The organism is Labrys neptuniae (assembly GCF_040797145.1).
GTDB lineage: Bacteria > Pseudomonadota > Alphaproteobacteria > Rhizobiales > Labraceae > Labrys > Labrys neptuniae.
The window spans coordinates 178,044-199,284 of sequence record NZ_JBFNQD010000003.1 but is presented as its reverse complement, the minus strand read 5'-3'; the positions used below and the strand labels follow the sequence as shown (position 1 = coordinate 199,284).

Genomic DNA, 21,241 nt, shown 5'->3' with positions numbered 1-21,241 from the left:
GCAGGGTGAAGCGTGAGGCTTATCCGACAAGGGCCGTGATTCGAAAATTTCCCGCATGGATTTCCTCTGCTGGCAGACAAATCCGGTGGAATGATCACGGTCGAGAATGCCAGCAAGCCTCTGCCCACCTGCGTGGCGATTGCTGGGGTGACGATGGTGAGAGCTCACTTGCGATTGTGATAGTTATGTTATAACGTTTCATATAAATCAAAATTCAATGAGGCCTCTCGGCAGCGACATGCTGCGGGGCATCCGCAACGGATCAAGGAATTCCGACATCATGCAGCCCGCGCCGCAGACACCCGTCACCGTCCTCACCGGCTATCTCGGGGCAGGCAAGACCACGCTTCTCAACCGTATCCTGACCGAGAGCCACGGCAGGAAATATGCGGTCATCGTCAATGAGTTCGGCGAAGTCGGCATCGACAATGACCTTGTCGTGGATACCGACGAGGAAATCTTCGAGATGAACAATGGCTGTATCTGCTGCACGGTGCGCGGCGACCTCATTCGCATCATCGAGGGCCTGATGCGTCGGCGCGACCGCTTCGATGCCATCCTGATCGAGACGACCGGGCTGGCCGATCCCGCACCGGTTGCCCAGACGTTCTTCGTCGATGACGATGTGCGCGCCAAGACCCAGCTCGACTCCATCGTCACCGTGGTCGACGCCCGGCATTTGCTCGGCGAGATCGAGACGGCGCATGAGGCGCAGGAGCAGCTTGCCTTCGCCGACACGATCCTCCTCAACAAGATCGATCTGGTCACGGCAGAGGAACTCGATCGGGTGTTGAAGCGGATCCGTCGCATCAATCCCACCGCCACTCTCCACGAGACCCGGCGTTGCGACATCGCGCTCGACAAGGTGCTCGGCCGCGGCGCGTTCGACCTCGACCGTATCCTCGAAGCCGAGCCTGATTTCCTCGAGGGTTTCCATGACCACGACCATGACGATCATGTCGGCAGCTTCGCTCTCGTGTCCCAGGAGCCGCTCGATCCCGGCAAATTCATGCCCTGGCTCAACATGATCGTGCAACAGTTCGGCACGGACATGCTGCGCCTGAAGGGCATCGTCGCCTTCGATGGCGATCCGCAGCGCTTCGTCGTGCAGGGCGTGCACATGCTGCTCGAAGGCGATCATCAGCGTGCCTGGAAGCCCGAGGAGGAGCGCCGAAGCCGCCTGGTCTTCATCGGGCGCAACCTGCCGAAGGACGTGATCGAACAGGGCTTCCTGGCTTGTCGGGCCTGACGCGGGAAGGCAGGGCACGGCATCAGGGGCCGTTCGCTTTGCATATTCGCTTGACCGCGGTCGTGACGCCCCGATAACTGTGCGGTGACGGTTCCCGTCGGGTGCGAGCCCGTCGGGAGTAATAGGGAACACGGTTCGGCTTTCTAAATGCCCATGCCGTGGCTGCCCCCGCAACTGTAGGCGGATTGCCAAGTATCCCCGTGGCGCGAAAGGCGCCATGCCACTGTGGGTCTCCCATGGGAAGGCAGATGCAAGGCCTTTATCCGCGAGCCAGGAAACCTGCCGTCATATCGATCAATCCCATGTCACGGGCGGGGATGCCCGGAACAGGAGACAATGTGACGTTTCTTCCCGACGTTTCGGGCGCTTGCCCGCCTGTTCCCTCCGCTTCGCACGCTCACGTCCTTTGCCACAGCCTGGCCTGAGGAAACCTCACGGTATTCGGCTGGTGCTGAAGACCGCTGCTTCCCTTATCGCGAAACGAGAGAACGTCATGATCCTTTCAACGAGCAAGGCCCGCTGGTCCAGCTTCGCCGTCATGCTTGCGGCCAGCTTCGGCTTGGCGCTGGGTATCGATCCGGCGGCTGCGCAGGCAACGAAATATCCCCTCAAGCTCACCAATTGCGGCCGCACCGTCACCTTCGAGCATGCGCCGCAGCGCACCGTTTCCGTCGGCCAGAGCAGCACGGAGGTTCTCTATCTCCTCGGCCTGGCCGACAAGGTCGTCGGCACGGCGGTGTGGTTCGGCCCTGTATTGCCCGGCTATGAAGCGGCCAATGCCAAAATTCCGCGTCTGGCCGACAATGATCCGAGCTTCGAAAGCGTGATCGCCAGGAAGCCGGATCTTGTGACGGCGCAGTTCCAATGGCATGTCGGGCCCAGCGGTATTGTCGGCAAGCCCGAGCAGTTCGAGGAACTTGGCATCCCGACCTATGTTTCGCCCGCCGATTGCGTCGGCAAGGACAATTCCAGCGGCGGCGACGGCACGCGCGGCACCCTCTTCACCATGGATCTGGTCTATCGGGAGATCACCGAGCTTGCCGAGATCTTCGACGTGCAGGAGCGCGGGGCGAAAGTCGTCGCCGAGCTGAAAGCGCGTGAGGAAGCCGCCCGCCTCAAGATCGCGGCCGGCGATGGCAAGGTCTCCGCCGCCTTCTGGTTCTCGAGCGCCAAGGTCGACGTCGATCCCTATATGGCCGGCAAGAACAGCGTGCCGGGCTATATCATGTCCGCGTTGGGTGTGCGGAACGTCGTGGAGAGCGAGGAGGAGTGGCCGAGCGTCGGCTGGGAGACCATCGCCAAGGCCGATCCGACCATCATCGTCGCCGGCCGGATGGATCGTCGCCGCTATCCGGCCGACGACATCGCCGTGAAGCTCAACTTTCTCAAGACCGATCCGGTGGCAAGCCTGATGCCGGCGGTCAAGCAGGGCCATGTCGTGGAGATGGACGTGCAGGCGATGCAGCCGAGCGTGCGCGTCGTCGAGGGCATCGAGATGCTCGCCGATGCCATCCAGCGTTTCGGCCTGAAGCGCTGAGATGAATCGCCCCGTCACACGATTGCTGGCGATCGGGATGCTGGCGCTGGCGGTGCTCGTGCTGGCCCTCTGGCTGGGCGCCGCCATTGGCGAGACGGCCATTCCGATGGACGTCGTCGCCAAGACGGCTGCCAACCGCCTGTGGGGCGCCGGCTATGGTCTGGATCGCATCGATGAAGGCATCGTGTGGAACTACCGGCTGAGCCGCGCGGTCGTCGCGGCCTGCTGCGGCGCGGCCCTGGCGTTGTCGGGCGTCGTGCTGCAGTCGCTGCTGCGCAACGTCCTGGCCGACCCCTATGTCCTCGGCATCTCAGCTGGGGCATCGACGGGAGCGGTCGGGGTCGTCATCCTCGGCCTCGGGGCAGGGGTCCTGAGCCTGCCCGCCGGCGCCTTTCTCGGTGCGCTGACGGCCTTCGGCTTCGTCGCCTTGCTGGCGATGCGCTCGGGCCGCGGCACCGGCGCGGTGATCCTGGCCGGGGTCGCCGGATCCCAGCTCTTCAATGCCCTGACCTCCTTCATCGTTACCAAGGCGGCCAATGCCGAACAGGCGCGCGGCATCATGTTCTGGTTGCTGGGCAATCTCTCGGGTGTACGCTGGCCCGACGTCTGGCTGGCGCTGCCGGTCACGGCCGTAGGGCTGCTGGTCTGCCTGTGGCATGCCCGCGCGCTCGATGCCTTCACCTTCGGCACGGAATCGGCGGCGTCCCTCGGCATCTCCGTCCGGCGCGCCTATGTCGTGCTCGTCGGTGTTGCGGCGATGATGACGGCCGTGATGGTCAGTATCGTCGGATCGATCGGCTTCGTCGGGCTGGTGATCCCCCATGCGGCGCGGATGGTTGTGGGCGTGCGCCATGGGCGCCTGCTGCCGGCCAGCGCCTTGATCGGCGCCGTCTTCATGATCATCGCCGACATTCTGTCCCGCATCATCATCCCCGGCCAGGTTCTGCCGATCGGCGTGATCACGGCTCTGGTCGGTGCGCCGGCTTTCGCTCTCATCCTCAGCCAAAGAAAGGCGACGGCATGAGCCTGTCGGCCCACGATCTGTCCTGGTCGGCTGGTGGGGTCTCGATCCTGCACGGAGTATCGCTGGAGGTCCGTCCGGGCGAGTTGCTCGGCATCATCGGCCCGAACGGTTCGGGCAAGACCAGCCTGATGTCCCTGCTGGCCGGCATTCGCCGTCCGCAGGGGGGGCAGGTGCTTCTCTCGGGCCAGCCGCTCCATGGCCTCGCTCGCCGCGAAGTCGCACGCCGCATCGCCCTGGTCGAACAGCAGGCCGAGACGGCCGAGCGCATTACCGCCCGCCAGGCCGTGGAGCTTGGGCGAACACCGCATCTGGGGGCCTTCACGCCCTGGTCGAACCAGGACGATGCCATCGTCGACCTCGCGCTCGAGGAGGTGGCGATGACCGCCCTTGCCGGTCGCCTGTGGCACACGCTCTCCGGTGGGGAACGCCAGCGCCTCCACATCGCTCGTGCCCTGGCGCAGCAGCCGGAGATCCTGCTTCTCGACGAACCCACCAATCATCTCGATATCGGCCACCAGATCGGCCTTTTGCATCTGGTGCACCGTCAGAACCTCACCGTGGTGGCGGCCCTGCATGACCTCAACCACGCGGCGATGTTCTGCGACCGCATTGCCCTGATGCAGGCGGGACGGATCGAGGCGATCGGTCCTCCGTCCGAGGTGCTGACGGCGGCGCGCATCCAGTCGGTCTTCGGTGTCGCCGCCGAAATCGTTCGCGACGGCGCGGGAGGCTGCTTCATTCGCTATCGGCATCCGGATCTTCCGGCACCGCGGGCGGGCTGGATCGCGGCGGCGTCATGACCCGCATCCGCCAACAGATGGAGAGAACCGTCAGATGACCAGCACCGGCACCGCGAATTACGATCTCAAGGAAGAGATCCGCGATTACTGGTCGGGGCGGTCGGAAACCTTCGACCGCGCCTTCGGGCATCACATTCCCGAAGGTCCGGAATTCGAGGCCTGGGCTGCGGCGATCCGCGATCATCTCGGCAGCGATCCGCGCCGGGTTCTCGACCTCGCCTGCGGCACGGGCGAGATCACCAAGCTGCTGCTGGCGCTCGGCCACGAGGTCACGGCCCTGGATTTTTCCGAGGCGATGCTGGCTGTCGCCCGGCGCAAGCATGCCGGGCGACAGCGCCTGCGCTTCCGGCTCGGCGACGCCGAAAACACCATGGAACCGGAAGGCGCCTATGATGCCGTCGTCTGCCGGCATCTGGTCTGGACGCTGACCGAGCCGCAGAAGGCCTTCGCCGATTGGCATCGCGTGCTGAAGCCGGGCGGCAGATTGCTGTTCTTCGACGGGGATTGGGCGAGACCGACCAGGACCGGACGCATGGCGTCCAGGCTCATCGCCCTGATCGATCGCCTCGGTGGCGCCGATCCCTACTATGATGGCGCGATGGGCGAACGCCATGCCCGCATCATGGAGCGGCTGCCTTTTGGCCGGGGACTGCGGAGCACCGATCTCCTGCCGCTCCTGGAGCAGGCCGGTTTCAGGGATGTCGTGGTCTCCTCGCATCGGCCGATCGCCGCTGCCCAGAGGCGCCGGGCGAATCTGCGCAACCGGCTGCGCACCTATCTCTACCAGCGCTTCATCATCTGCTGCCGCAAGTGATCCGCGTACCGCAGTCGCCTTGTATCTCCCGGCAACGGAGCCATATCTTGATAGGCAGCCTGGAGGATCATCCGAGGCATGTTCGAGGCGGCAAATGTCTGCCGCACCGTGCTCTCTTGCCCGCTCCGACGGCGAGGCAGAAAAACAGGCATGATAACTGATGACGCCGCCGGGGCTGGGGTCTATGGTCCGTGACGGGACGCTAACAAGCTCTGTGAACAAGGACGTAACATATGGCTTCGAAACTCGAACAATTGCGTGCCATGACGGTCGTGGTCGCCGATACCGGCGATATCGACTCGATCAAGGCGCTCAAGCCGGTGGACTGCACCACCAATCCGAGCCTGCTGCTCAAAGCAGCCGAAATGCCGGCCTATGACCATTTGATCGCGGAAGCCGTGAGCTGGGGCAGCAAGCAGGGTGGCGGCAAGGACGGCGTCGTCGCAGCCATCGCCGATCGCCTCGCCGTTTCCTTCGGTGCGGAACTCACCAAGCTCGTTCCCGGGCGCGTTTCGACCGAAGTCGACGCCGACCTCTCCTTCGATACGCAGGCGACCATTGCCAAGGCGCATGCCATCATCGCCGACTACAAGTCGCGCGGCATCGAGCGCGACCGCATTCTGATCAAGATCGCCTCGACCTGGGAAGGCATCCGTGCCGCCGAAGTGCTGCAGAAGGAAGGCATCGACTGCAACCTGACCCTGCTGTTCTCAAAGGCGCAAGCTGTGGCTTGCGGCGATGCCGGCGTGTTCCTGATCTCGCCCTTCGTCGGCCGCATCCTCGATTGGCACGTGAAGAATGACGGCCGCACCTTCACCCCGGAAGAGGATCCGGGCGTGCTGTCGGTTCGCGGTATCTATGCCGATTACAAGTCCCGCGGCGTCAAGACGGTCGTGATGGGCGCTTCGTTCCGCTCCACCGGCGAGATCGAGGCACTGGCCGGTTGCGACCGTCTCACCATCGCACCGAACCTGTTGCAGGCGCTCGATGCGGATCAAGGCACGCTGGAGCGCCAGCTCTCGCCTGGCAACTATGCCGCTGCTCCGACTACCGGCAAGATCGACGAACGCGCCTTCCGCTGGGAGATGAACGAGGATGCCATGGCGACCGAGAAGCTCGCCGAAGGTATTCGCGGCTTCGCCAAGGATCTCGGCAAGCTGCGCACCCTCATCGCCAAGCGCGTCGAGGGCACGGCCCAGGCCGCATGATCTTGGCGGCATGACCTTGGCCGCCTGATCGTCGCAACATGAGCCGAGCCTTCACCCAGGACGGCCAGGAAGGGGAGGACGCCCAGGTCCTTCCCGAGCGGCCGATCTCGATCGAGCGCAATCTCGTCACCGCGCGCGGCCTTGCCATGATCGAGGCCGAGCTCAGGCGGGCGCGCGCGCTTTTCGCCACGGCGGAGGCCGCGGGGGATCGCATTGCCATGGGTAATGCCTCGCGCGACATTCGCTACTGGGCAGCTCGGCGGGCCTCTGCGGAGTTGGTGATCCCCTCTGTCGCCGATACCGGCATTCGCTTCGGGATGGCCGTCACGCTGCACTATCCCGACGGGCGCGAAAGGATCTGGCGCATCGTCGGCGAAGACGAGGCCGACGCCACCCATGGCCGGATCAGCCATGTCTCGCCGCTAGCGAAGGCGTTGTTCGGCAAGGATGTCGGGGATGTCATCCGCGTCGGGCCGCAGGAGGGCGAGGTCGTCGAGATCGATATCACGCCGGAACCGAATTGAACCGGACCAGTCCTGCAGGGGCGGTTCAAAGATCGACGTGCGACCGTGACATCGGACTCGAACCTCTTGATGTCGTGCTGTAATTCCTCGCCGGCGATGCCGCTCAGATTCCTGCGAGAATTTGTTCGATGTGCAGGGCGCTCACATCGAGGAAGGGAAAATCGGGCTCACGATCCGCATAGAAGGACGACAGGTCCGTCCCGGCCAGCATGATGGCCTGTGCGCCCCTCCGGCCGAGCAGGTCGCCGGCCAGGTCGTCGAAATAGGCGACCTCGGCCTTGGTGCCGCGCTTACCGGAGAGGGCAATGTCGGTGTAGGTCTCGTGTACGCGCGCGATCTCGCTTGGATCGAGCTTGACGACCATATCTTCCGGCACGGCGCCGAAGACCGCCGAGGTCATCACGGCGCGGTTGCCAAAAATCGCGACGCGTTCGAAGCCCGCGGATTTCAGGGCGCCCGGGATCGTTGCCAGCACGTCGATGATCGGGCCCTTCGCTCGTTTCTTGATTTCGTCGATGGCAAGATGCGGCGCGACGGCGGTGATGGACACCGTGTCCATGCCGGCGTCGAACAGTTCGTTGGCGAGCGAGCCCAGATAGTGGCCGAGCCCGACCCTGTCCCCCGATCCGACATGGCGCAGTACCGTGCCCATGTCGGCATGTCTCAGCGTCAGGTCGAGGGCGATCTTCGCCCCCTGATATTCTTGCAGGATCCGCTCGTAGTAGTAGATCCCGGCCCTGGCCGCCAAGCCGCCGATCAGGCCGATTCTGGTTGGCTTGATGTGTATCGGCGATCTGCTCGGCATGGGGTCCTCGTCGGCTACGAAAGCGTGGCAATGGTCGATACGGTTACCATATACGAGGTGAGCGCCTGCCGTCGCTGCAGGCCGGCGAAACCAAAGAAAAAGGCGGTCGTCGCGACCGCCTTGTCCGATAGTTCTGAGGAAGAACGGCCTATTCTTCCGAGAAGCCGCCGAGATGGCTCTGCGAGTAGTTCTGGATGCCGAGGCGTTCGACCAGGTCGAGCTGGGTCTCAAGGAAGTCGATATGGCCTTCCTCGTCGGTCATCAGTTCCTTGAACAGGTTCTCGGAGACGAAATCCTTGACGGTGCGGCAATATTCCGCAGCTTCCTGATAGAGGGAGCGCGCCTCGCGCTCGGCGGCGAGATCGCATTCGAGAACTTCCTTCACCGTCTGGCCGATCCGCAGCGGATCGAGCGTCTGCATGTTCGGGAAGCCTTCGAGGAAGAGGATGCGCGAGGTCAGCTTGTCGGCGTGCTGCATCTCCTCGATCGATTCGGCACGCCACTTCTTGGCAAGACCGAGCAGGCCCCAATTGTCGAAGATCCGGTAATGCAGCCAATATTGATTGATTGCGGTCAGTTCGCTACGCAACGCCTTGTTGAGATAGTCGATGACCTTCTTGTCGCCCTTCATGAGCGTTTCTCCGTACTTAGTGGACTGAAGCCACATTAGAAGAATTCTAAATTTAGGCAAGCCCCTGGTGGCGTCAAATTTGTCCGGAGGATTTTATCCAGGGGAAGGGATGAGGTCGGTCACCGATGACTGTCGAGGCGAATCCCAGTTTATTGTCATTCTAAACTACTGATTTATAACGATTCTATTGTTGCGGCGAGCCATTGACAAGGCGCTCGCGTCCGTCCACATCACTCGCGTCACTGCCTTTGCTCGAACCCAAGATCGCCGCGAATGATCGTCTGTTCCTGCCGTGTTTTGACCGATGAGGATTTCACCAGCACGCTCGCGACCGAGCAGCCGGGGTGTCCGCGTTCGGCTGCAGATGCCTATCGTTGCCTGGGTTGCGGACCGGAATGCGGCCGCTGCCTGATCACCGTGCGGCAGATTCTCGCCGATGCACGCGCAGCAGCACGCTGCCATGACTGCACCGAGGATTGCGCCCTGCGTGACATGGTCGAAGCGGCGAATGCCGACGAAATCCTGCTCGACGCCGCCGAATAGGCCTTCTGACAACAGAAGGGATAGGGAGACTTTGGCGCAGCGGCGGTAATGCTTGTCGCAAGTCCGCTCACCACCCCTTTTCACATGATTGCGTTTCCCGCCAGCCGCGCCACAATAATGCCGCGCCATATCGGCATAGGCGATTCATGCCCCAATCAGGTGATCAGGACGTTCGAACCGGCCTCGCCGCGCATCTTGTAGCGCTGTGGCGGTTCGGGCTTGTGCTATCGGGTAGCGGACAGGCGGCGGAGGAACTGGTCCAGGCTACCTGCCTGAGGGCGCTCGAGCGGTCGCACCAGTTCATCCCCGGAACGCGTCTCGATCGTTGGCTGTTCGCCATCGAGCGTTCGATCTGGCTCAACGAGATCCGGGCCAGCAAGGTCCGCAATCCCGTCGAACTCGACGAGGCGGAGGCGGCTCTGTCTTTTGACGGCGAACGGCAGTTTCAAACGAATATTTTGGCTGCTCAGGTGTTGAGGCATGTGCAGGCCCTGCCTGCAGCGCTGCGCGAAACCGTCTTTCTGGTCTATGGCGAGGGGCTCAGCTATGCCGAGGCGGCCGAGATGTTGGCCGTGCCGATCGGCACCGTCATGAGTCGTCTTGCCTCAGCCCGGCTCAGGCTCGCTCATCTGAACAGGGATACGCCCGAGGGCGCTTCGGGGGAGACATCATGAGTGTGGAAGAGATGGGACCCGACGATGCCGTCCTCGTGGCTTTCCTCGATGATGCGCTGCCGCCCGAAGAACGTGCGGCGTTACAAGGGCGCCTGGCTCGGGAACCGGCCTTGAAGGCGAGGCTGGACGCTCTGGCGGGCGGTTCGCTCCCCTTCGAGCAGAGTTACGAGGCCCTGACGGCGCATGCGCCACGGCAACGTCTGGAAGCGCTTCTGGCCGAAAGCCTGGCCGCGGTTCCGGCGCCGGTGGCCAATGACAATGCACGGGGCTCGCGCTGGCGCATCCCGCCTGCCGCGGTCGCAGCAGCGCTCGCCTTGTTCGTCGTGGGTACCGGGGTCGGCCACTACATGCCGCCGGGCCTCTGGCCGTTGCCCTCGTCGCAGCGCAGCGACCATGAAGGGCCGGACGCCTGGCGTTCGACCGTCGCCGACTATTGGGGGCTGACGACGTCGCAGACGCTCGATTGGATGCCGAACGACGTCTCCACCGCGCAGCGTGATCTTGCCGCAGCGACCCGTCGGCTCGGCTTCCCGCTGACGCCCGAGAAGATCAGCCTGCCGGCCCAGGAGCTCAAGCGCGTCGAACTCTTCCACTACGACAATGCGCCCCTGGTCGAGATCGCCTATCTCGACGAACTGACGGGCCCGCTCGCCTTCTGCATCTATGGCAACAGCCCCGGTGCGGTAACGCCGCCGACGCTCGAACAGCGCAACGGCTTCAACGTGGTCTACTGGTCGGATGCCGAGCGTTCCTACATGCTGATCGGCCACGGGCCGGACGAGATCATGCAGAAGCTCGCCGCCATGCTGGCGAAGCAGATCGCGGCATGATGGCGGGCGGATCTTCAGACCCGCCCCTTTCAGGGTGTTGAGGTCTGAATTTCGGATAGAGTGGTGCGACCCCTCATCCGCCTGCCGGCACCTTCTCCCGCAAGGGGAGAAGGGGATCTTTTCAGGAGACGCGGCGCTGGTCGGTTGTCTTCTCCCCTTGCGGGCGAAGGTGCCCCGGAGGGGCGCATGAGGGGTCGTGTTGCCCTGTCCCAGTCTTTTCCGGGTTCGTTCCAAACACCTTGAAAGGGGTGTGTCTGAAGACCAGCCCCCAAACCCCTTGCCAAGCCGTCGAGACAGGCAGATTCTCACTCTGGAGCTGTTCAAAAGTGTGATTGACAGCGACTCGTTCTTTTGATCAACTGGTAAAAAATAAAGAGCCAAATACCAGAGGTTCAGATGACTGCACGATCCGACATTGCGCGGGGCCGTCTCGATTCCCCCACGCTCGCCAGCAATTTCTCAGACCTGCATCCGGCCTTCGGCAGGCATGAGGCGCGCGTTGCCGCCGAGCGCTGCCTGTTCTGCTACGATGCGCCCTGCGTGAAGGCCTGCCCCACCTCGATCGACATTCCGATGTTCATCCGCGAGATCATGACCGGCAACACGGTCGGCGCGGCCCGGACCATCCTGGAATCCAACATCATGGGCGGCATGTGCGCCCGCGTCTGCCCCACCGAGACGCTGTGCGAGGAAGCCTGCGTCAAGGAGACCTCGGAGGGCAGGGCGGTCGAGATCGGCAATCTGCAGCGCTACGCCACCGACGAGCTCTTCGCCAAGGGCCGGCAACTGTTCAAGCGCGGCGCCCCCACCGGCAAGCGCGTCGCCGTGGTCGGTGCCGGTCCGGCGGGCCTGTCCTGTGCCCACAAGCTGGCAACGCTGGGCCATGAGGTTACCGTGTTCGAGGCGCGCGAGAAGGCTGGCGGGCTCAATGAATATGGCATCGCCGCCTATAAGAGCACCGGCGGCTTTGCCCAGGCCGAGGTCGACTACATCACGGCGATCGGCGGCATCACCATCGACTATGGCAAGCGCCTCGGCCGCGACGTCGAACTGGCGAGCCTCGCTCGTGAGTATGATGCGGTTTTCCTTGGCATGGGACTGGGCGACACCAACGATCTCGGCCTGGAAGAGGGCATCGAGGGCGTGATCGATGCCGTCGACTACATCGCCGACCTGCGCCAGGCGGCGGATCTTGCTGACCTGCCGGTCGGCCGCCGCATCGTGGTGATCGGCGGCGGCATGACCGCCATCGACATCGCCTCGCAGACCAAGCGCCTGGGGGCGGAGAGTGTGACTATCGCCTATCGCCGCGGCCAGCCGCAGATGAATGCCTCCGACTACGAGCAGGAAGTGGCGCAGACCGACGGCGTGCTGATCCGCCACTGGCTCAAGCCCGCGCGGCTGCATGCCGAGGACGGCAGGCTGGTGGCCGTCGAGCTCGAATACACCGTGGAGCAGGGCGGGCGCCTCACGGGCACCGGCGAGACCGTCAGGCTCGAATGCGACCAGCTTTTCACCGCGATCGGGCAATCCTTCCTGCCCGAGGAAGTGAACGGCGTAGCGCTCGCACTGGAAAAAGGCCGGATTACCGTCGATGCCGAGCAACGCACCTCGGTGCCCGGCATCTGGGCCGGAGGCGACTGTGTCGCCGGTGGCAAGGATCTGACCGTGGCGGCAGTGGAAGACGGCAAGCAGGCCGCCCTCTCGATCGATCGCGTTCTGAAATCTGAAGCCAAGGCTGCGTGAGGAGAAACGACATGGCCGATCTCAGCACCAATTTCCTGGGCATCAAGTCTCCCAATCCGTTCTGGCTGGCCTCGGCGCCGCCGACCGACAAGGAATACAACGTCGTCCGCGCCTTCAAGGCGGGCTGGGGCGGCGTGGTCTGGAAGACGCTCGGCGAGCAGGGCCCACCGGTGGTCAACGTCAACGGTCCGCGCTACGGCGCCTGGCACAGCCAGGACCGCCGGGTGATGGGCTTCAACAATATCGAGCTGATCACCGACAGGCCGCTCGAGGTCAATCTGCGCGAGATCAAACAGGTCAAGCGTGACTGGAAGGACCGGGCGCTCATCGTCTCCCTGATGGTGCCCTGCGAGGAGAATGCCTGGAAGTCGATCCTGCCTTTCGTCGAGGACACCGAGGCCGATGGCATCGAGCTGAACTTTGGTTGCCCGCATGGCATGTCGGAACGCGGCATGGGCTCGGCCGTCGGGCAGGTGCCCGAATATGTCGAAATGGTCGCGCGCTGGTGCAAGCAATATACCCGCATGCCGGTGATCGTGAAGCTGACGCCCAACATCACCGACGTGCGCAAGCCCGCCGAGGCGGCCAAGCGCGGCGGCGCCGATGCGGTGTCGCTGATCAACACCATCAATTCCATCGTCTCGGTCGACATCGACAATATGCGCCCCTGGCCGAACACCGACGGTTTCGGCACCCATGGCGGCTATTGCGGCCCGGCGGTGAAGCCGATCGCGCTCAGCATGGTCTCGGAGATCGCCCGGGCTGAGGCCACCCGCGGCCTGCCGATCTCCGGCATCGGCGGCGTCGAGACCTGGCGTGATGCCGTGGAATATATGGCGCTTGGCTGCGGCACGGTGCAGGTCTGCACGGCTGCCATGGTCTATGGCTTCAAGGTGGTGCAGGAGATGATCTCCGGCCTGTCCGACTGGATGGACGAGAAGGGTTATACCTCCGTCGACCAGTTCGTCGGCAAGGCCATACCCCAGGTGACCGACTGGCAGCATCTCAACCTCGAATATGTGGTCAAGGCCCATATCGACCAGGAAGCCTGCATCAAATGCGGCCGCTGCCACATCGCCTGCGAGGACACCTCCCACCAGGCCATCACCAACATGGTCGCCGGCGAGCGCAAGTTCGAGGTGATCGAGGAGGAGTGCGTGGGCTGCAATCTGTGTGCCGTGGTCTGCCCGATCGAGAACTGCATCACGCTCGAACCGGTGACGTCCGGAGTCGACAAGCGCACCGGCAGGCCGGTGGGCGGGCATCGCACCTGGAAGGAGCATCCCAACAATCCGGCCGTGCATGCCAAGGCAGCCGCGGCGGCGGAGTAGGGCAGGACTCGAGCGGGCCGCGCCACCACCCCTCATCCGGCTGCCGCCACCTCTAGTCAACTCAAGAGAGTTGACGACACCCGCAAGGGGAGAAGGGGTTTTGATGGGGAAGGCCGAGACCAACTGAGCGATCCCAAATACCGCATCCCACGCCGAGTAAATTCCCTTCTCCCCTTGCGGGAGAAGGTGGCGGCAGCCGGATGAGGGTGACACTCGATCGAGCAGAATGAGATTGTCATCCCTCTCCGCCCAGACCAGGATGCAGCGCTCTCATCGGGAAATCACGCCGAGCCCATGACGCTGGATCAGATTGCAGAACATGCCGAAGCTGTCGGCGTCTCGGTGGGGGGTGCCTTCCATCCTCGGCAGGAGGACGGCGTACCGGCGCTCGATACCGGGCCGGTCGAAACGCTGGTGCTGCTCGGCTGGGCCGGTGGTCGGCAATGGCCCGCCTTCGCGGCCTCGCCGGAGGCAGCCGATGGTGCGCAGCATCCATTGGATCGCTGGTCCGCCCGGGTGATCGACGCGATGGCGAACGAGTTCGGTGCCGTCGCCCTCTATCCCTTCGGCGGTCCACCCTATTTGCCGTTCCAGCGCTGGGCGCAGCGCGGCGGCGCTGTCTTCCCTTCGCCGCTCGGCATCTATGTGCATCCCGTGCATGGTCTCTGGCACAGCTATCGCGGAGCGCTCGGCCTTGGCGAAAGGCTGGCGCTGCCGCCGCTCGCAGAGGCAGTCCATCCCTGCGAGAGCTGTGCGGCCAAGCCCTGCCTGAACAGCTGTCCGGTCGGGGCCTTCACGATGGCCGGTTACGATGTCGAACGCTGCGCCGCCCATGTGCACTCACCGCAAGGCACCAACTGCAGGCATGGTGGCTGCCTCGCGCGCCGGGCTTGTCCGGTCGCCCCTGACAAGGCGTATGGCGCTGGGGAGGCGGGCTTCTACATGAACGCTTTCCTGGCCGCGCATTGAGCGAAGGATCGCTCTACTTCAGCTTCGCCTTGGTCTTGGGAAAATCACGCCAATAGTCGCCGCTGCCCCGGCGCAGCACTTCGTCCTCGGGCCGGATCTCGAAAGGGGACAGCGTGGGCTTCTCCCGCAATTCGGCGAACAGCGCCGGTGCATCGATCCCCTTGAGCAGGTCAAAGAGCTCTTCGAAACGGTCGATCACGAAGTAGCTCGCCTGGAAGTCGTCGATGTAGTAGCCGGTCCTGACGACCCTGTCGAAATCGAAGCGCAGATGATGGGCGGAGGTATCGCCGACGGCATATTTGGCTTCACCGAAGGAGGAGACGATGCCCGCGCCATAGATGCGGATGCCCTCGGGTTTGCGGATCAGGCCGAACTCGATCGTATACCAGTTGAGGCGGGCGAGGAATTTCACGCCCTTGTTGTCGATCGCGTCGAGGCCGATTCGGCCATATTCGTTCATGTAATCGGCATAGGCCGGATTGGTGAGCAGCGGCACATGGCCGAAGACGTCGTGAAAGATGTCGGGCTCTTCGAGATAGTCGAGCTGCGCGCGCGTGCGGATGAAGGTGCCGGCCGGAAAGCGCCGGCTTGCCAGCATCTCGAAGAAGGGGCGGGAGGCGATCAGGCCGGGCACGGCCACCACCTCCCAGCCGGTGGCCCGTCGCAGCCTTTCGTTCATGCGCTCGAAATTCGGTATACCCGTCTCGTCGATACCCAGTGTGGCCAGCCCATCCAGATATTCCTGCGCGACATGGCCCTTGAGAGCCGTGAGCTGGCGCTTGAACAGGATCGACCAGGTCTCGTGGTCTTCCTTGGTGTAGCGATCCCAATCCTGCGGGATGATGCATTGCTCGATCGTCTGAGCACTCAGTATAGCGTGTCCCATCTCGTCCTCCCAAAAGCGTTTTGTGATTTCCTGGAAGCACCAGGAATCGCAAAGACGCGTCGGAACAAGGAGCTAGGGCAAACAAGCGTTCACGCCTGAACGCGCTTTGCTCTAGGGGATGACCCCTCTATCCATGTGGGGTGAGGATAGCACGGCTGCTAGGGTAAGACGTGATTTCTCTGGGTTGTGTTTTGTCTATAACTCTTTGTTTTGGCGCATTTTATTAGCTTAAATGCGAGGCTACCTTTCCGAAAATTGCTTTGGGCCCAAGGCCCGATCAGCGCTCGGCCAGCACGCCGCGCAGGATCGTTTCTGTCAACGTCTTCAGCGTTTCTTCGTAGAAGGCTTCGTCGGTGAGGTCCTTGCCGGTGAGGACGCTGATCTGCGTGGCGAAATCGGCATAATGCTGGGTGGTCGCCCAGATCATGAAGAGGAGATGATAGGGCTCGATCGGCCGCAATTTCCCTTCGGCGATCCAGCGCTGGATGATGACCGATTTCTGCCGGACGGTGTTGGTGAGATCCGTCGCCAGCACCTTCTTCAGATGGGGCGCCCCCTGCATGATCTCCATGGCGAAGAGACGGGAGGACTCCGGATAGAGCCGCGAGCATTTGAGCTTGTGCTCGATATAGGACGTCAGGGCCGCGACCGGGCCGCGCGTGGCGTCGAGTTCCTTCAGCGGCGTGACCCAGACTTCCAGCGTGCGGGTGAGTACCGCCTCATAGAGGGCGTCCTTGGTACGGAAATAATAGAGGAGATTGGTCTTCGACATGCCGGCGGCTTCGGCGACCTGGTCGATACGCGTGCCGCGCAAGCCATGTTTCGAAAAGGCCGAAAGGGCGCTGTCGAGGATCTTGTCGATATTGGCCAGGCCGAGCTTGGTCTTGTTGCGTTGCCGGCCGGCCTCTCCTCCCTCTGCCATGAGCGCTTCCTGTTTCGTTGTTCCCATTCCTTCATGGCTCAGAAGCTTGGCGGTGTGCAAGCCGATATCAGCTCGCAGGCCGTATCGCCGACATTGCGGAAGCGATGAGGCTCGCGGCTGTCGAAATAATATGCATCCCCGGGACCAAGCACGGCCACATCTTCGCCCACCGTGACTTCGAGCTGGCCGCGAATGATGATGCCGCATTCCTCACCCTGGTGGTGCAGCAGCACTTTGCCGGAATCGGCGCCGGGCTGGTAACGCTCGGAGATCATCTGCAGCGCGCGCCCGCGCAGATCCGAGCCGACCTGGCGGTAGGAGACGCGTCCCCGGCCGATTTCCATCAACTCGCCCGAGCGATAAAACACCTTGCGGCCGGGATTGGCGTCGAGGGCGAAGAATTCCGCCAGGCCGATCGGCAGGGCGTCGAGCACCCGCTTCAGGGCACCGACCGAAGGGTTCACTGCATTCGATTCCATCAGCGAGATGGTGGCGTTGGAGATGCCGGCACGCTTGGCGAGCTGGCGCTGCGACAATCCGCGCGCCTCGCGCACGCGCCGCAACAGAGAACCCAAATCGACGTTCTGCATGATGTGGTCCTCCATCCAGGCCTGTTTAGAATGTTAAATATCATGAACGCAGTCGATAATTCCACTTTGCATTCAATGTGCGGGAATTTACGAACCTAACGCTTGTTATTGAACATTCGTTCTAGAACAAAAACTCGGGTATGAAAGTGTGGCCGAAATAGGAATGATGCTGCCACAACAAAGAGTTGGCATAATTTTCAAATTCAAGGCAAAGCTATTGCCAGCTTAACGAGCCGGGCTTCCCGCCAGCCTTCGGGACCCCGGCAGCTTCCGGAGAGATCCTGATGAATGCCCCGATCCGTGTGACCAACAACCTCGAAGCGTTCTGGATGCCGTTTACGGCTAACAGACAGTTCAAGTCCAATCCGCGCATGTTCGTCGCGGCCAAGGACATGCACTACACGACGGCCGATGGCCGCCAGGTGCTCGATGGTACGGCGGGTCTGTGGTGCTGCAACGCCGGCCATGGCCGCCCCAAGATCACCGAGGCGATCCAGAAGCAGGCGGCGGAGCTCGATTATGCGCCGGCCTTCCAGATGGGGCACCCCGCCGCCTTCGAGCTCGCTTCGCGCCTGGTTCAGCTTACGCCCCAGGGCATCGATCACGTCTTCTTCGCCAATTCTGGCTCCGAAGCCGTCGACAGCGCGCTCAAGATCGCACTCGCCTATCACCGCGCCCGCGGCGAAGGGCAGCGCTTCCGCCTGATCGGCCGAGAGCGCGGCTATCACGGCGTCGGCTTCGGTGGCATTTCGGTGGGCGGCATCGTCTCCAACCGCAAGATGTTCGGCACGCTGCTCACCGGCGTGGACCATATCCGCCACACCCATGACCTCACCCGCAACGCCTTCTCCCGCGGCCTGCCCGAACATGGTGCCGAATATGCCGAGGATCTGGAGCGTGTGATCGCCCTGCACGATCCCTCCACCATCGCGGCCGTGATCATCGAGCCGATCGCCGGCTCCACCGGCGTGCTGCTGCCGCCCAAGGGCTATCTGGAGCGGATCCGCGCCATCTGCGACAAGCACGGCATCCTCTTGATCTTCGACGAGGTCATCACCGGTTTCGGCCGCCTCGGTGCGCCCTTCGCCGCCGATTATTTCGGCGTGACCCCCGACATGATGACGGTGGCCAAGGGCATCACCTCAGGCGTGATCCCGATGGGCGCGGTGTTCGCCAAGAAGGAGATCTACGATGCCTTCATGACGGGGCCGGAGCACCTGATCGAGCTCTTCCACGGCTACACCTATTCGGCCAATCCGGTGGCCTGCGCCGCCGCGCTCGGCACGCTCGACACCTATGCCGAGGAAGGCCTGCTCACCCGCGCCGCCGATCTCGCCTCCTATTGGGAAGACGCGGTGCACTCGCTCAAGGGCCTGCCGCATGTCATCGACATTCGCAACCTCGGCCTGATCGGCGCCATCGAGCTCGAGCCTATCGCCGGTCAGCCCACCAAGCGCGCCTTCTCCGCCTTCCTGAAGGCCTATGAGAAGGGCCTCCTGATCCGCACTACCGGCGACATCATCGCCCTGTCCCCGCCGCTGATCATCTCCAAGGCGCAGATCGACGAGTTAGTCACCACGCTCGGCGACGTCTTGAAGACGCTGGATTGAGGTCATGTCATCCCGTGCGCGATGCAGCATGCAATGCTGCGTCGCCGACACGGGATCGCGTGACAGATGAGCTTCTATCGGAAGACGGTCCCGGATCTGCATCGCGTCACTGCGTGCCGCAATGCGTCCGGGATGACCTATTTTTCAGAGGAAACCCCATGGCCCGTATCGACAACCTGATCGGCGGCAAGCAGACCGCTACCACCAGCGGACGCTTCGCGCCCGTGTTCAACCCTGCCACCGGCGAACAGAGCGGCGAACTCGGCCTGTCCTCGACCGCGGACGTCGACGCCGCCGTGCAGGCGGCCAAGAAGGCCTTCCCGGCCTGGTCGACCACCGCGCCGCTCAAGCGCGCCCGCTACATGTTCAAGTTCAAGGAACTGCTCGAGGCCAATGCCGACAGGATTGCCCAGGCGATCTCGGCCGAGCATGGCAAGACCCATTCCGACGCTCTGGGCGAAGTACAGCGCGGCATCGAGGTCGTCGAATTCGCCTGCGGCATCCCGCATCTGCTTGCCGGCGAATTCAGCCGCAATGTCGGCCCGGCCATCGACACCCACAATGACCGCCAGCCGCTCGGCGTCGTCGCCGGCATCACGCCCTTCAACTTCCCGGCCATGGTGCCGCTGTGGATGTATCCGGTGGCGATCGCGGCCGGTAACACCTTCATCCTCAAGCCGTCCGAGCGTGATCCCTCCGCTGCCCTGCTGGTGGCGCAGCTCCTCCTCGACACCGGCTTGCCCGAGGGTGTGCTCAACGTCGTCAACGGCGACAAGGAAGCCGTCGACGCGCTGCTGCACCATCCCGACGTCAAGGCCATCAGCTTCGTCGGCTCGACCCCGATCGCCCAGTACATCTATGCGACCGCCGCAGCCAACGGCAAGCGCTGCCAGGCCCTCGGCGGCGCCAAGAACCATATGGTGGTGATGCCGGATGCCGACATGGACCAGGCCGCCGATGCGCTGGTCTCGGCCGCCTATGGCTCGGCCGGTGAGCGCTGCATGGCGATCTCGGTGGCGGTGCCGATCGGTGATGCGACCGCCGATACGCTGGTCGAGCATCTCCTGCCGCGCATCAACAAGCTCAAGGTCGGCCCCGCCGCCGATCCGCAGGCCGAGATGGGGCCGGTGGTCACCAAGCAGCACCAGGAAAAGGTGCTCGGCTATATCGACGCCGGCGTGCGCGAAGGCGCCAAGCTGGTGGTCGATGGTAGCGGGCTCAAGCTGCAGGGCTATGAGAACGGCTATTTCGTCGGCGCCACCTTGTTCGATCACGTCACCGAAGAGATGTCGATCTACAAGGAAGAGATCTTCGGGCCGGTGCTCTCCATGGTGCGCGCCCGCGACTATGCGCATGCCACCAAGATGATCAACGACCACGAATATGGCAACGGCACCGCCATCTTCACCCGTGACGGCGATGCGGCCCGCGCCTTCGCCGACAGCATCGAGGTCGGTATGGTCGGCGTCAACGTGCCGCTGCCGGTGCCGGTCGCCTACCATTCCTTCGGCGGCTGGAAGCGCTCGCTGTTCGGCGACCACTCGATCTACGGCATGGAGGGCGTGCGCTTCTACACCCGCCTGAAGACCGTGACGGCACGCTGGCCAACCGGCATCCGCTCCGGCGTGAACCTGAACTTCCCCTCGACGAACTGAGGGGAGGCATATTCCCGGGTGCGCGGGCATCCTGCCCGCCCTTCTCATCCGCAAATATTGCGTTTGGGGTTTAGGAAGATGCGGGCAGGATGCCCGCGCACCCGGGGAAATTACCTCCGGTTGAACTGCGCCGGACGCTTTTCCACGAAGGCGGCCATGCCTTCCTTCTGGTCTTCGGTCGAGAACAGGGCCTGGAAGACGCGGCGCTCGAAGGTGAGGCCGCTGGCGAGCGGCAGTTCATAGGCCTGGTTGATCGCTTCCTTCATCACCATGCTGGCCGTCAGCGACATGTTGGCGATGGTATCGGCCGTCTTCACCGCGTCCTCGACGAGATCGGCAGCCGGAACGACGCGCGAGGCCAGGCCGCAGCGCTCGGCCTCCGCCGCGTCCATCAGGCGGCCGGTGAGGCACAGTTCCATCGCCTTGGACTTGCCGATCGAGCGCACCAGCCTCTGGCTGCCGCCCATGCCGGGGATGACGCCGAGCTTGATCTCGGGCTGGCCGAATTTGGCGGTGTCGGCGGCCAGGATGAAATCGCACATCAGGGCGAGTTCACAGCCGCCGCCCAAAGCATAGCCGGCTACGGCAGCGATCTTCGGCTTGCGGCAGGCCGCGAAATGGTTCCATTCCGCGAACCAGTCGCTGCTGTGCATGTCGACGAAGCTCTGGGCCTGCATCTCCTTGATGTCGGCGCCGGCGGCGAAGGCCTTGGCGGAGCCGGTGATCACCAGGCAGCCGATGCCGGGATCGGCGTCCGCCGCCTGGGTGGCCGCCAGGAGCTCGCCGGCCAGCTTGCGGTTGAGGGCGTTGAGGGCCTCGGGGCGATTGAGCGTGATCAGCAATACGCGTCCGCGCTGTTCGGTGATGATGGTCTCATAAGTCATGTCTGGTCC

Annotated in this window: 21 protein-coding genes and 1 riboswitch; of the genes, 15 read left to right on the top strand and 6 right to left on the bottom strand. The window is 63.4% G+C overall.

What is annotated here, in order from left to right:
- Positions 1 to 280 precede the first annotated feature (280 nt).
- From ABXS05_RS11680 to greA, 7 genes are all read left to right on the top strand, one after another.
- Positions 281 to 1,249 (top strand): CobW family GTP-binding protein, encoded by a 969-nt coding sequence (locus tag ABXS05_RS11680; RefSeq protein WP_367624036.1) that lies wholly within the window; start codon positions 281 to 283, stop codon positions 1,247 to 1,249.
- 71 nt (positions 1,250 to 1,320) lie between these two features.
- Positions 1,321 to 1,550, top strand: a riboswitch (cobalamin riboswitch).
- A 192-nt stretch (positions 1,551 to 1,742) separates the two neighbouring features.
- Complete coding sequence (locus ABXS05_RS11675; RefSeq protein WP_376717610.1) at positions 1,743 to 2,786, top strand: ABC transporter substrate-binding protein; 1,044 nt, start codon at positions 1,743 to 1,745, stop codon at positions 2,784 to 2,786.
- Position 2,787: 1 nt separating this feature from the next.
- Complete coding sequence (locus tag ABXS05_RS11670; protein ID WP_367624035.1) at positions 2,788 to 3,810, top strand: FecCD family ABC transporter permease; 1,023 nt, start codon at positions 2,788 to 2,790, stop codon at positions 3,808 to 3,810.
- On the top strand, positions 3,807 to 4,610 hold the full coding sequence (locus ABXS05_RS11665; protein WP_367624034.1) for an ABC transporter ATP-binding protein: 804 nt from the start codon (positions 3,807 to 3,809) through the stop codon (positions 4,608 to 4,610). Before ABXS05_RS11670 ends, ABXS05_RS11665 begins: the two co-directional genes overlap by 4 nt.
- 34 nt (positions 4,611 to 4,644) lie before the next feature.
- Positions 4,645 to 5,424, top strand: coding sequence for a class I SAM-dependent methyltransferase (locus tag ABXS05_RS11660; protein WP_367624033.1), 780 nt, complete (start codon positions 4,645 to 4,647; stop codon positions 5,422 to 5,424).
- 233 nt (positions 5,425 to 5,657) lie between these two features.
- On the top strand, positions 5,658 to 6,632 hold the full coding sequence (tal, locus tag ABXS05_RS11655; protein ID WP_311933339.1) for a transaldolase: 975 nt from the start codon (positions 5,658 to 5,660) through the stop codon (positions 6,630 to 6,632).
- A gap of 38 nt (positions 6,633 to 6,670) precedes the next feature.
- Positions 6,671 to 7,156: a transcription elongation factor GreA gene (gene greA, locus ABXS05_RS11650; RefSeq protein ID WP_367624032.1), complete on the top strand. Its 486-nt coding sequence runs from the start codon at positions 6,671 to 6,673 to the stop codon at positions 7,154 to 7,156.
- A gap of 103 nt (positions 7,157 to 7,259) precedes the next feature.
- Here greA and ABXS05_RS11645 read toward each other — a convergent pair whose 3' ends face one another.
- Positions 7,260 to 7,961, bottom strand: coding sequence for an aspartate/glutamate racemase family protein (locus ABXS05_RS11645; protein ID WP_367624031.1), 702 nt, complete (start codon positions 7,959 to 7,961; stop codon positions 7,260 to 7,262).
- A 148-nt stretch (positions 7,962 to 8,109) separates the two neighbouring features.
- Positions 8,110 to 8,592, bottom strand: coding sequence for a bacterioferritin (bfr, locus tag ABXS05_RS11640; RefSeq protein WP_311933336.1), 483 nt, complete (start codon positions 8,590 to 8,592; stop codon positions 8,110 to 8,112).
- A 273-nt stretch (positions 8,593 to 8,865) separates the two neighbouring features.
- Between bfr and ABXS05_RS11635 the strand changes: the two genes are divergently transcribed.
- The 6 genes from ABXS05_RS11635 to ABXS05_RS11610 all read left to right on the top strand — a co-directional run bounded on the left by ABXS05_RS11635 (position 8,866) and on the right by ABXS05_RS11610 (position 14,685).
- A complete protein-coding gene (locus tag ABXS05_RS11635; protein WP_311933335.1) occupies positions 8,866 to 9,135 on the top strand; it encodes a (2Fe-2S)-binding protein in 270 nt (89 codons plus the stop codon).
- A gap of 146 nt (positions 9,136 to 9,281) precedes the next feature.
- A complete protein-coding gene (locus tag ABXS05_RS11630) occupies positions 9,282 to 9,809 on the top strand; it encodes an RNA polymerase sigma factor (protein ID WP_311933334.1) in 528 nt (175 codons plus the stop codon).
- A complete protein-coding gene (locus ABXS05_RS11625) occupies positions 9,806 to 10,639 on the top strand; it encodes an anti-sigma factor (RefSeq protein WP_311933333.1) in 834 nt (277 codons plus the stop codon). The genes ABXS05_RS11630 and ABXS05_RS11625 overlap by 4 nt, the downstream gene beginning before the upstream one ends.
- Positions 10,640 to 11,035: 396 nt before the next feature.
- Positions 11,036 to 12,385: an NAD(P)-dependent oxidoreductase gene (locus tag ABXS05_RS11620; RefSeq protein WP_367624030.1), complete on the top strand. Its 1,350-nt coding sequence runs from the start codon at positions 11,036 to 11,038 to the stop codon at positions 12,383 to 12,385.
- An 11-nt stretch (positions 12,386 to 12,396) separates the two neighbouring features.
- Positions 12,397 to 13,716 carry an NAD-dependent dihydropyrimidine dehydrogenase subunit PreA gene (preA, locus tag ABXS05_RS11615; protein WP_367624029.1) on the top strand — a complete coding sequence of 440 codons (1,320 nt, stop codon included), beginning with the start codon at positions 12,397 to 12,399 and terminating at the stop codon, positions 13,714 to 13,716.
- A gap of 294 nt (positions 13,717 to 14,010) precedes the next feature.
- On the top strand, positions 14,011 to 14,685 hold the full coding sequence (locus tag ABXS05_RS11610) for a hypothetical protein (RefSeq protein ID WP_367624028.1): 675 nt from the start codon (positions 14,011 to 14,013) through the stop codon (positions 14,683 to 14,685).
- A 13-nt stretch (positions 14,686 to 14,698) separates the two neighbouring features.
- On the opposite strand, the gene phhA is transcribed toward ABXS05_RS11610, so the two are convergent.
- The 3 genes from phhA to ABXS05_RS11595 all read right to left on the bottom strand — a co-directional run bounded on the left by phhA (position 14,699) and on the right by ABXS05_RS11595 (position 17,083).
- The gene (gene phhA, locus ABXS05_RS11605) at positions 14,699 to 15,571 is read right to left on the bottom strand and encodes a phenylalanine 4-monooxygenase (RefSeq protein ID WP_367624027.1); all 873 of its coding nucleotides are present in this window, start codon (positions 15,569 to 15,571) and stop codon (positions 14,699 to 14,701) included.
- Positions 15,572 to 15,848: 277 nt separating this feature from the next.
- Complete coding sequence (rutR, locus tag ABXS05_RS11600; protein WP_149254398.1) at positions 15,849 to 16,493, bottom strand: HTH-type transcriptional regulator RutR; 645 nt, start codon at positions 16,491 to 16,493, stop codon at positions 15,849 to 15,851.
- Positions 16,494 to 16,531: 38 nt separating this feature from the next.
- On the bottom strand, positions 16,532 to 17,083 hold the full coding sequence (locus ABXS05_RS11595) for a cupin domain-containing protein (RefSeq protein WP_311933328.1): 552 nt from the start codon (positions 17,081 to 17,083) through the stop codon (positions 16,532 to 16,534).
- A gap of 284 nt (positions 17,084 to 17,367) precedes the next feature.
- On the opposite strand from ABXS05_RS11595, the gene aptA reads away from it, so the two are divergent.
- Positions 17,368 to 18,693 (top strand): omega-aminotransferase AptA, encoded by a 1,326-nt coding sequence (gene aptA / locus ABXS05_RS11590; protein WP_311933327.1) that lies wholly within the window; start codon positions 17,368 to 17,370, stop codon positions 18,691 to 18,693.
- A 158-nt stretch (positions 18,694 to 18,851) separates the two neighbouring features.
- Positions 18,852 to 20,348: a CoA-acylating methylmalonate-semialdehyde dehydrogenase gene (locus tag ABXS05_RS11585; protein ID WP_367624026.1), complete on the top strand. Its 1,497-nt coding sequence runs from the start codon at positions 18,852 to 18,854 to the stop codon at positions 20,346 to 20,348.
- A 110-nt stretch (positions 20,349 to 20,458) separates the two neighbouring features.
- On the opposite strand, the gene ABXS05_RS11580 is transcribed toward ABXS05_RS11585, so the two are convergent.
- Positions 20,459 to 21,232 (bottom strand): enoyl-CoA hydratase, encoded by a 774-nt coding sequence (locus ABXS05_RS11580; protein ID WP_367624025.1) that lies wholly within the window; start codon positions 21,230 to 21,232, stop codon positions 20,459 to 20,461.
- Between the last annotated feature and the right edge of the window lie 9 nt (positions 21,233 to 21,241).

Excerpts from the sequence above, each read along its gene's own strand:
- tal (WP_311933339.1), top strand. The coding sequence starts at position 5,658 with ATGGCTTCGAAACTCGAACAATTGCGTGCCATGACGGTCGTGGTCGCC.
- preA (WP_367624029.1), top strand. The coding sequence starts at position 12,397 with ATGGCCGATCTCAGCACCAATTTCCTGGGCATCAAGTCTCCCAATCCG.
- rutR (WP_149254398.1), bottom strand. The coding sequence starts at position 16,493 with ATGGCAGAGGGAGGAGAGGCCGGCCGGCAACGCAACAAGACCAAGCTC.
- ABXS05_RS11665 (WP_367624034.1), top strand. The coding sequence starts at position 3,807 with ATGAGCCTGTCGGCCCACGATCTGTCCTGGTCGGCTGGTGGGGTCTCG.
- ABXS05_RS11680 (WP_367624036.1), top strand. The coding sequence starts at position 281 with ATGCAGCCCGCGCCGCAGACACCCGTCACCGTCCTCACCGGCTATCTC.
- ABXS05_RS11620 (WP_367624030.1), top strand. The coding sequence starts at position 11,036 with ATGACTGCACGATCCGACATTGCGCGGGGCCGTCTCGATTCCCCCACG.
- ABXS05_RS11585 (WP_367624026.1), top strand. The coding sequence starts at position 18,852 with ATGGCCCGTATCGACAACCTGATCGGCGGCAAGCAGACCGCTACCACC.
- ABXS05_RS11580 (WP_367624025.1), bottom strand. The coding sequence starts at position 21,232 with ATGACTTATGAGACCATCATCACCGAACAGCGCGGACGCGTATTGCTG.
- ABXS05_RS11610 (WP_367624028.1), top strand. The coding sequence starts at position 14,011 with ATGACGCTGGATCAGATTGCAGAACATGCCGAAGCTGTCGGCGTCTCG.
- ABXS05_RS11645 (WP_367624031.1), bottom strand. The coding sequence starts at position 7,961 with ATGCCGAGCAGATCGCCGATACACATCAAGCCAACCAGAATCGGCCTG.
- ABXS05_RS11635 (WP_311933335.1), top strand. The coding sequence starts at position 8,866 with ATGATCGTCTGTTCCTGCCGTGTTTTGACCGATGAGGATTTCACCAGC.
- ABXS05_RS11625 (WP_311933333.1), top strand. The coding sequence starts at position 9,806 with ATGAGTGTGGAAGAGATGGGACCCGACGATGCCGTCCTCGTGGCTTTC.
- aptA (WP_311933327.1), top strand. The coding sequence starts at position 17,368 with ATGAATGCCCCGATCCGTGTGACCAACAACCTCGAAGCGTTCTGGATG.
- bfr (WP_311933336.1), bottom strand. The coding sequence starts at position 8,592 with ATGAAGGGCGACAAGAAGGTCATCGACTATCTCAACAAGGCGTTGCGT.
- ABXS05_RS11660 (WP_367624033.1), top strand. The coding sequence starts at position 4,645 with ATGACCAGCACCGGCACCGCGAATTACGATCTCAAGGAAGAGATCCGC.
- ABXS05_RS11595 (WP_311933328.1), bottom strand. The coding sequence starts at position 17,083 with ATGCAGAACGTCGATTTGGGTTCTCTGTTGCGGCGCGTGCGCGAGGCG.
- phhA (WP_367624027.1), bottom strand. The coding sequence starts at position 15,571 with ATGGGACACGCTATACTGAGTGCTCAGACGATCGAGCAATGCATCATC.
- greA (WP_367624032.1), top strand. The coding sequence starts at position 6,671 with ATGAGCCGAGCCTTCACCCAGGACGGCCAGGAAGGGGAGGACGCCCAG.
- ABXS05_RS11630 (WP_311933334.1), top strand. The coding sequence starts at position 9,282 with ATGCCCCAATCAGGTGATCAGGACGTTCGAACCGGCCTCGCCGCGCAT.
- ABXS05_RS11675 (WP_376717610.1), top strand. The coding sequence starts at position 1,743 with ATGATCCTTTCAACGAGCAAGGCCCGCTGGTCCAGCTTCGCCGTCATG.
- ABXS05_RS11670 (WP_367624035.1), top strand. The coding sequence starts at position 2,788 with ATGAATCGCCCCGTCACACGATTGCTGGCGATCGGGATGCTGGCGCTG.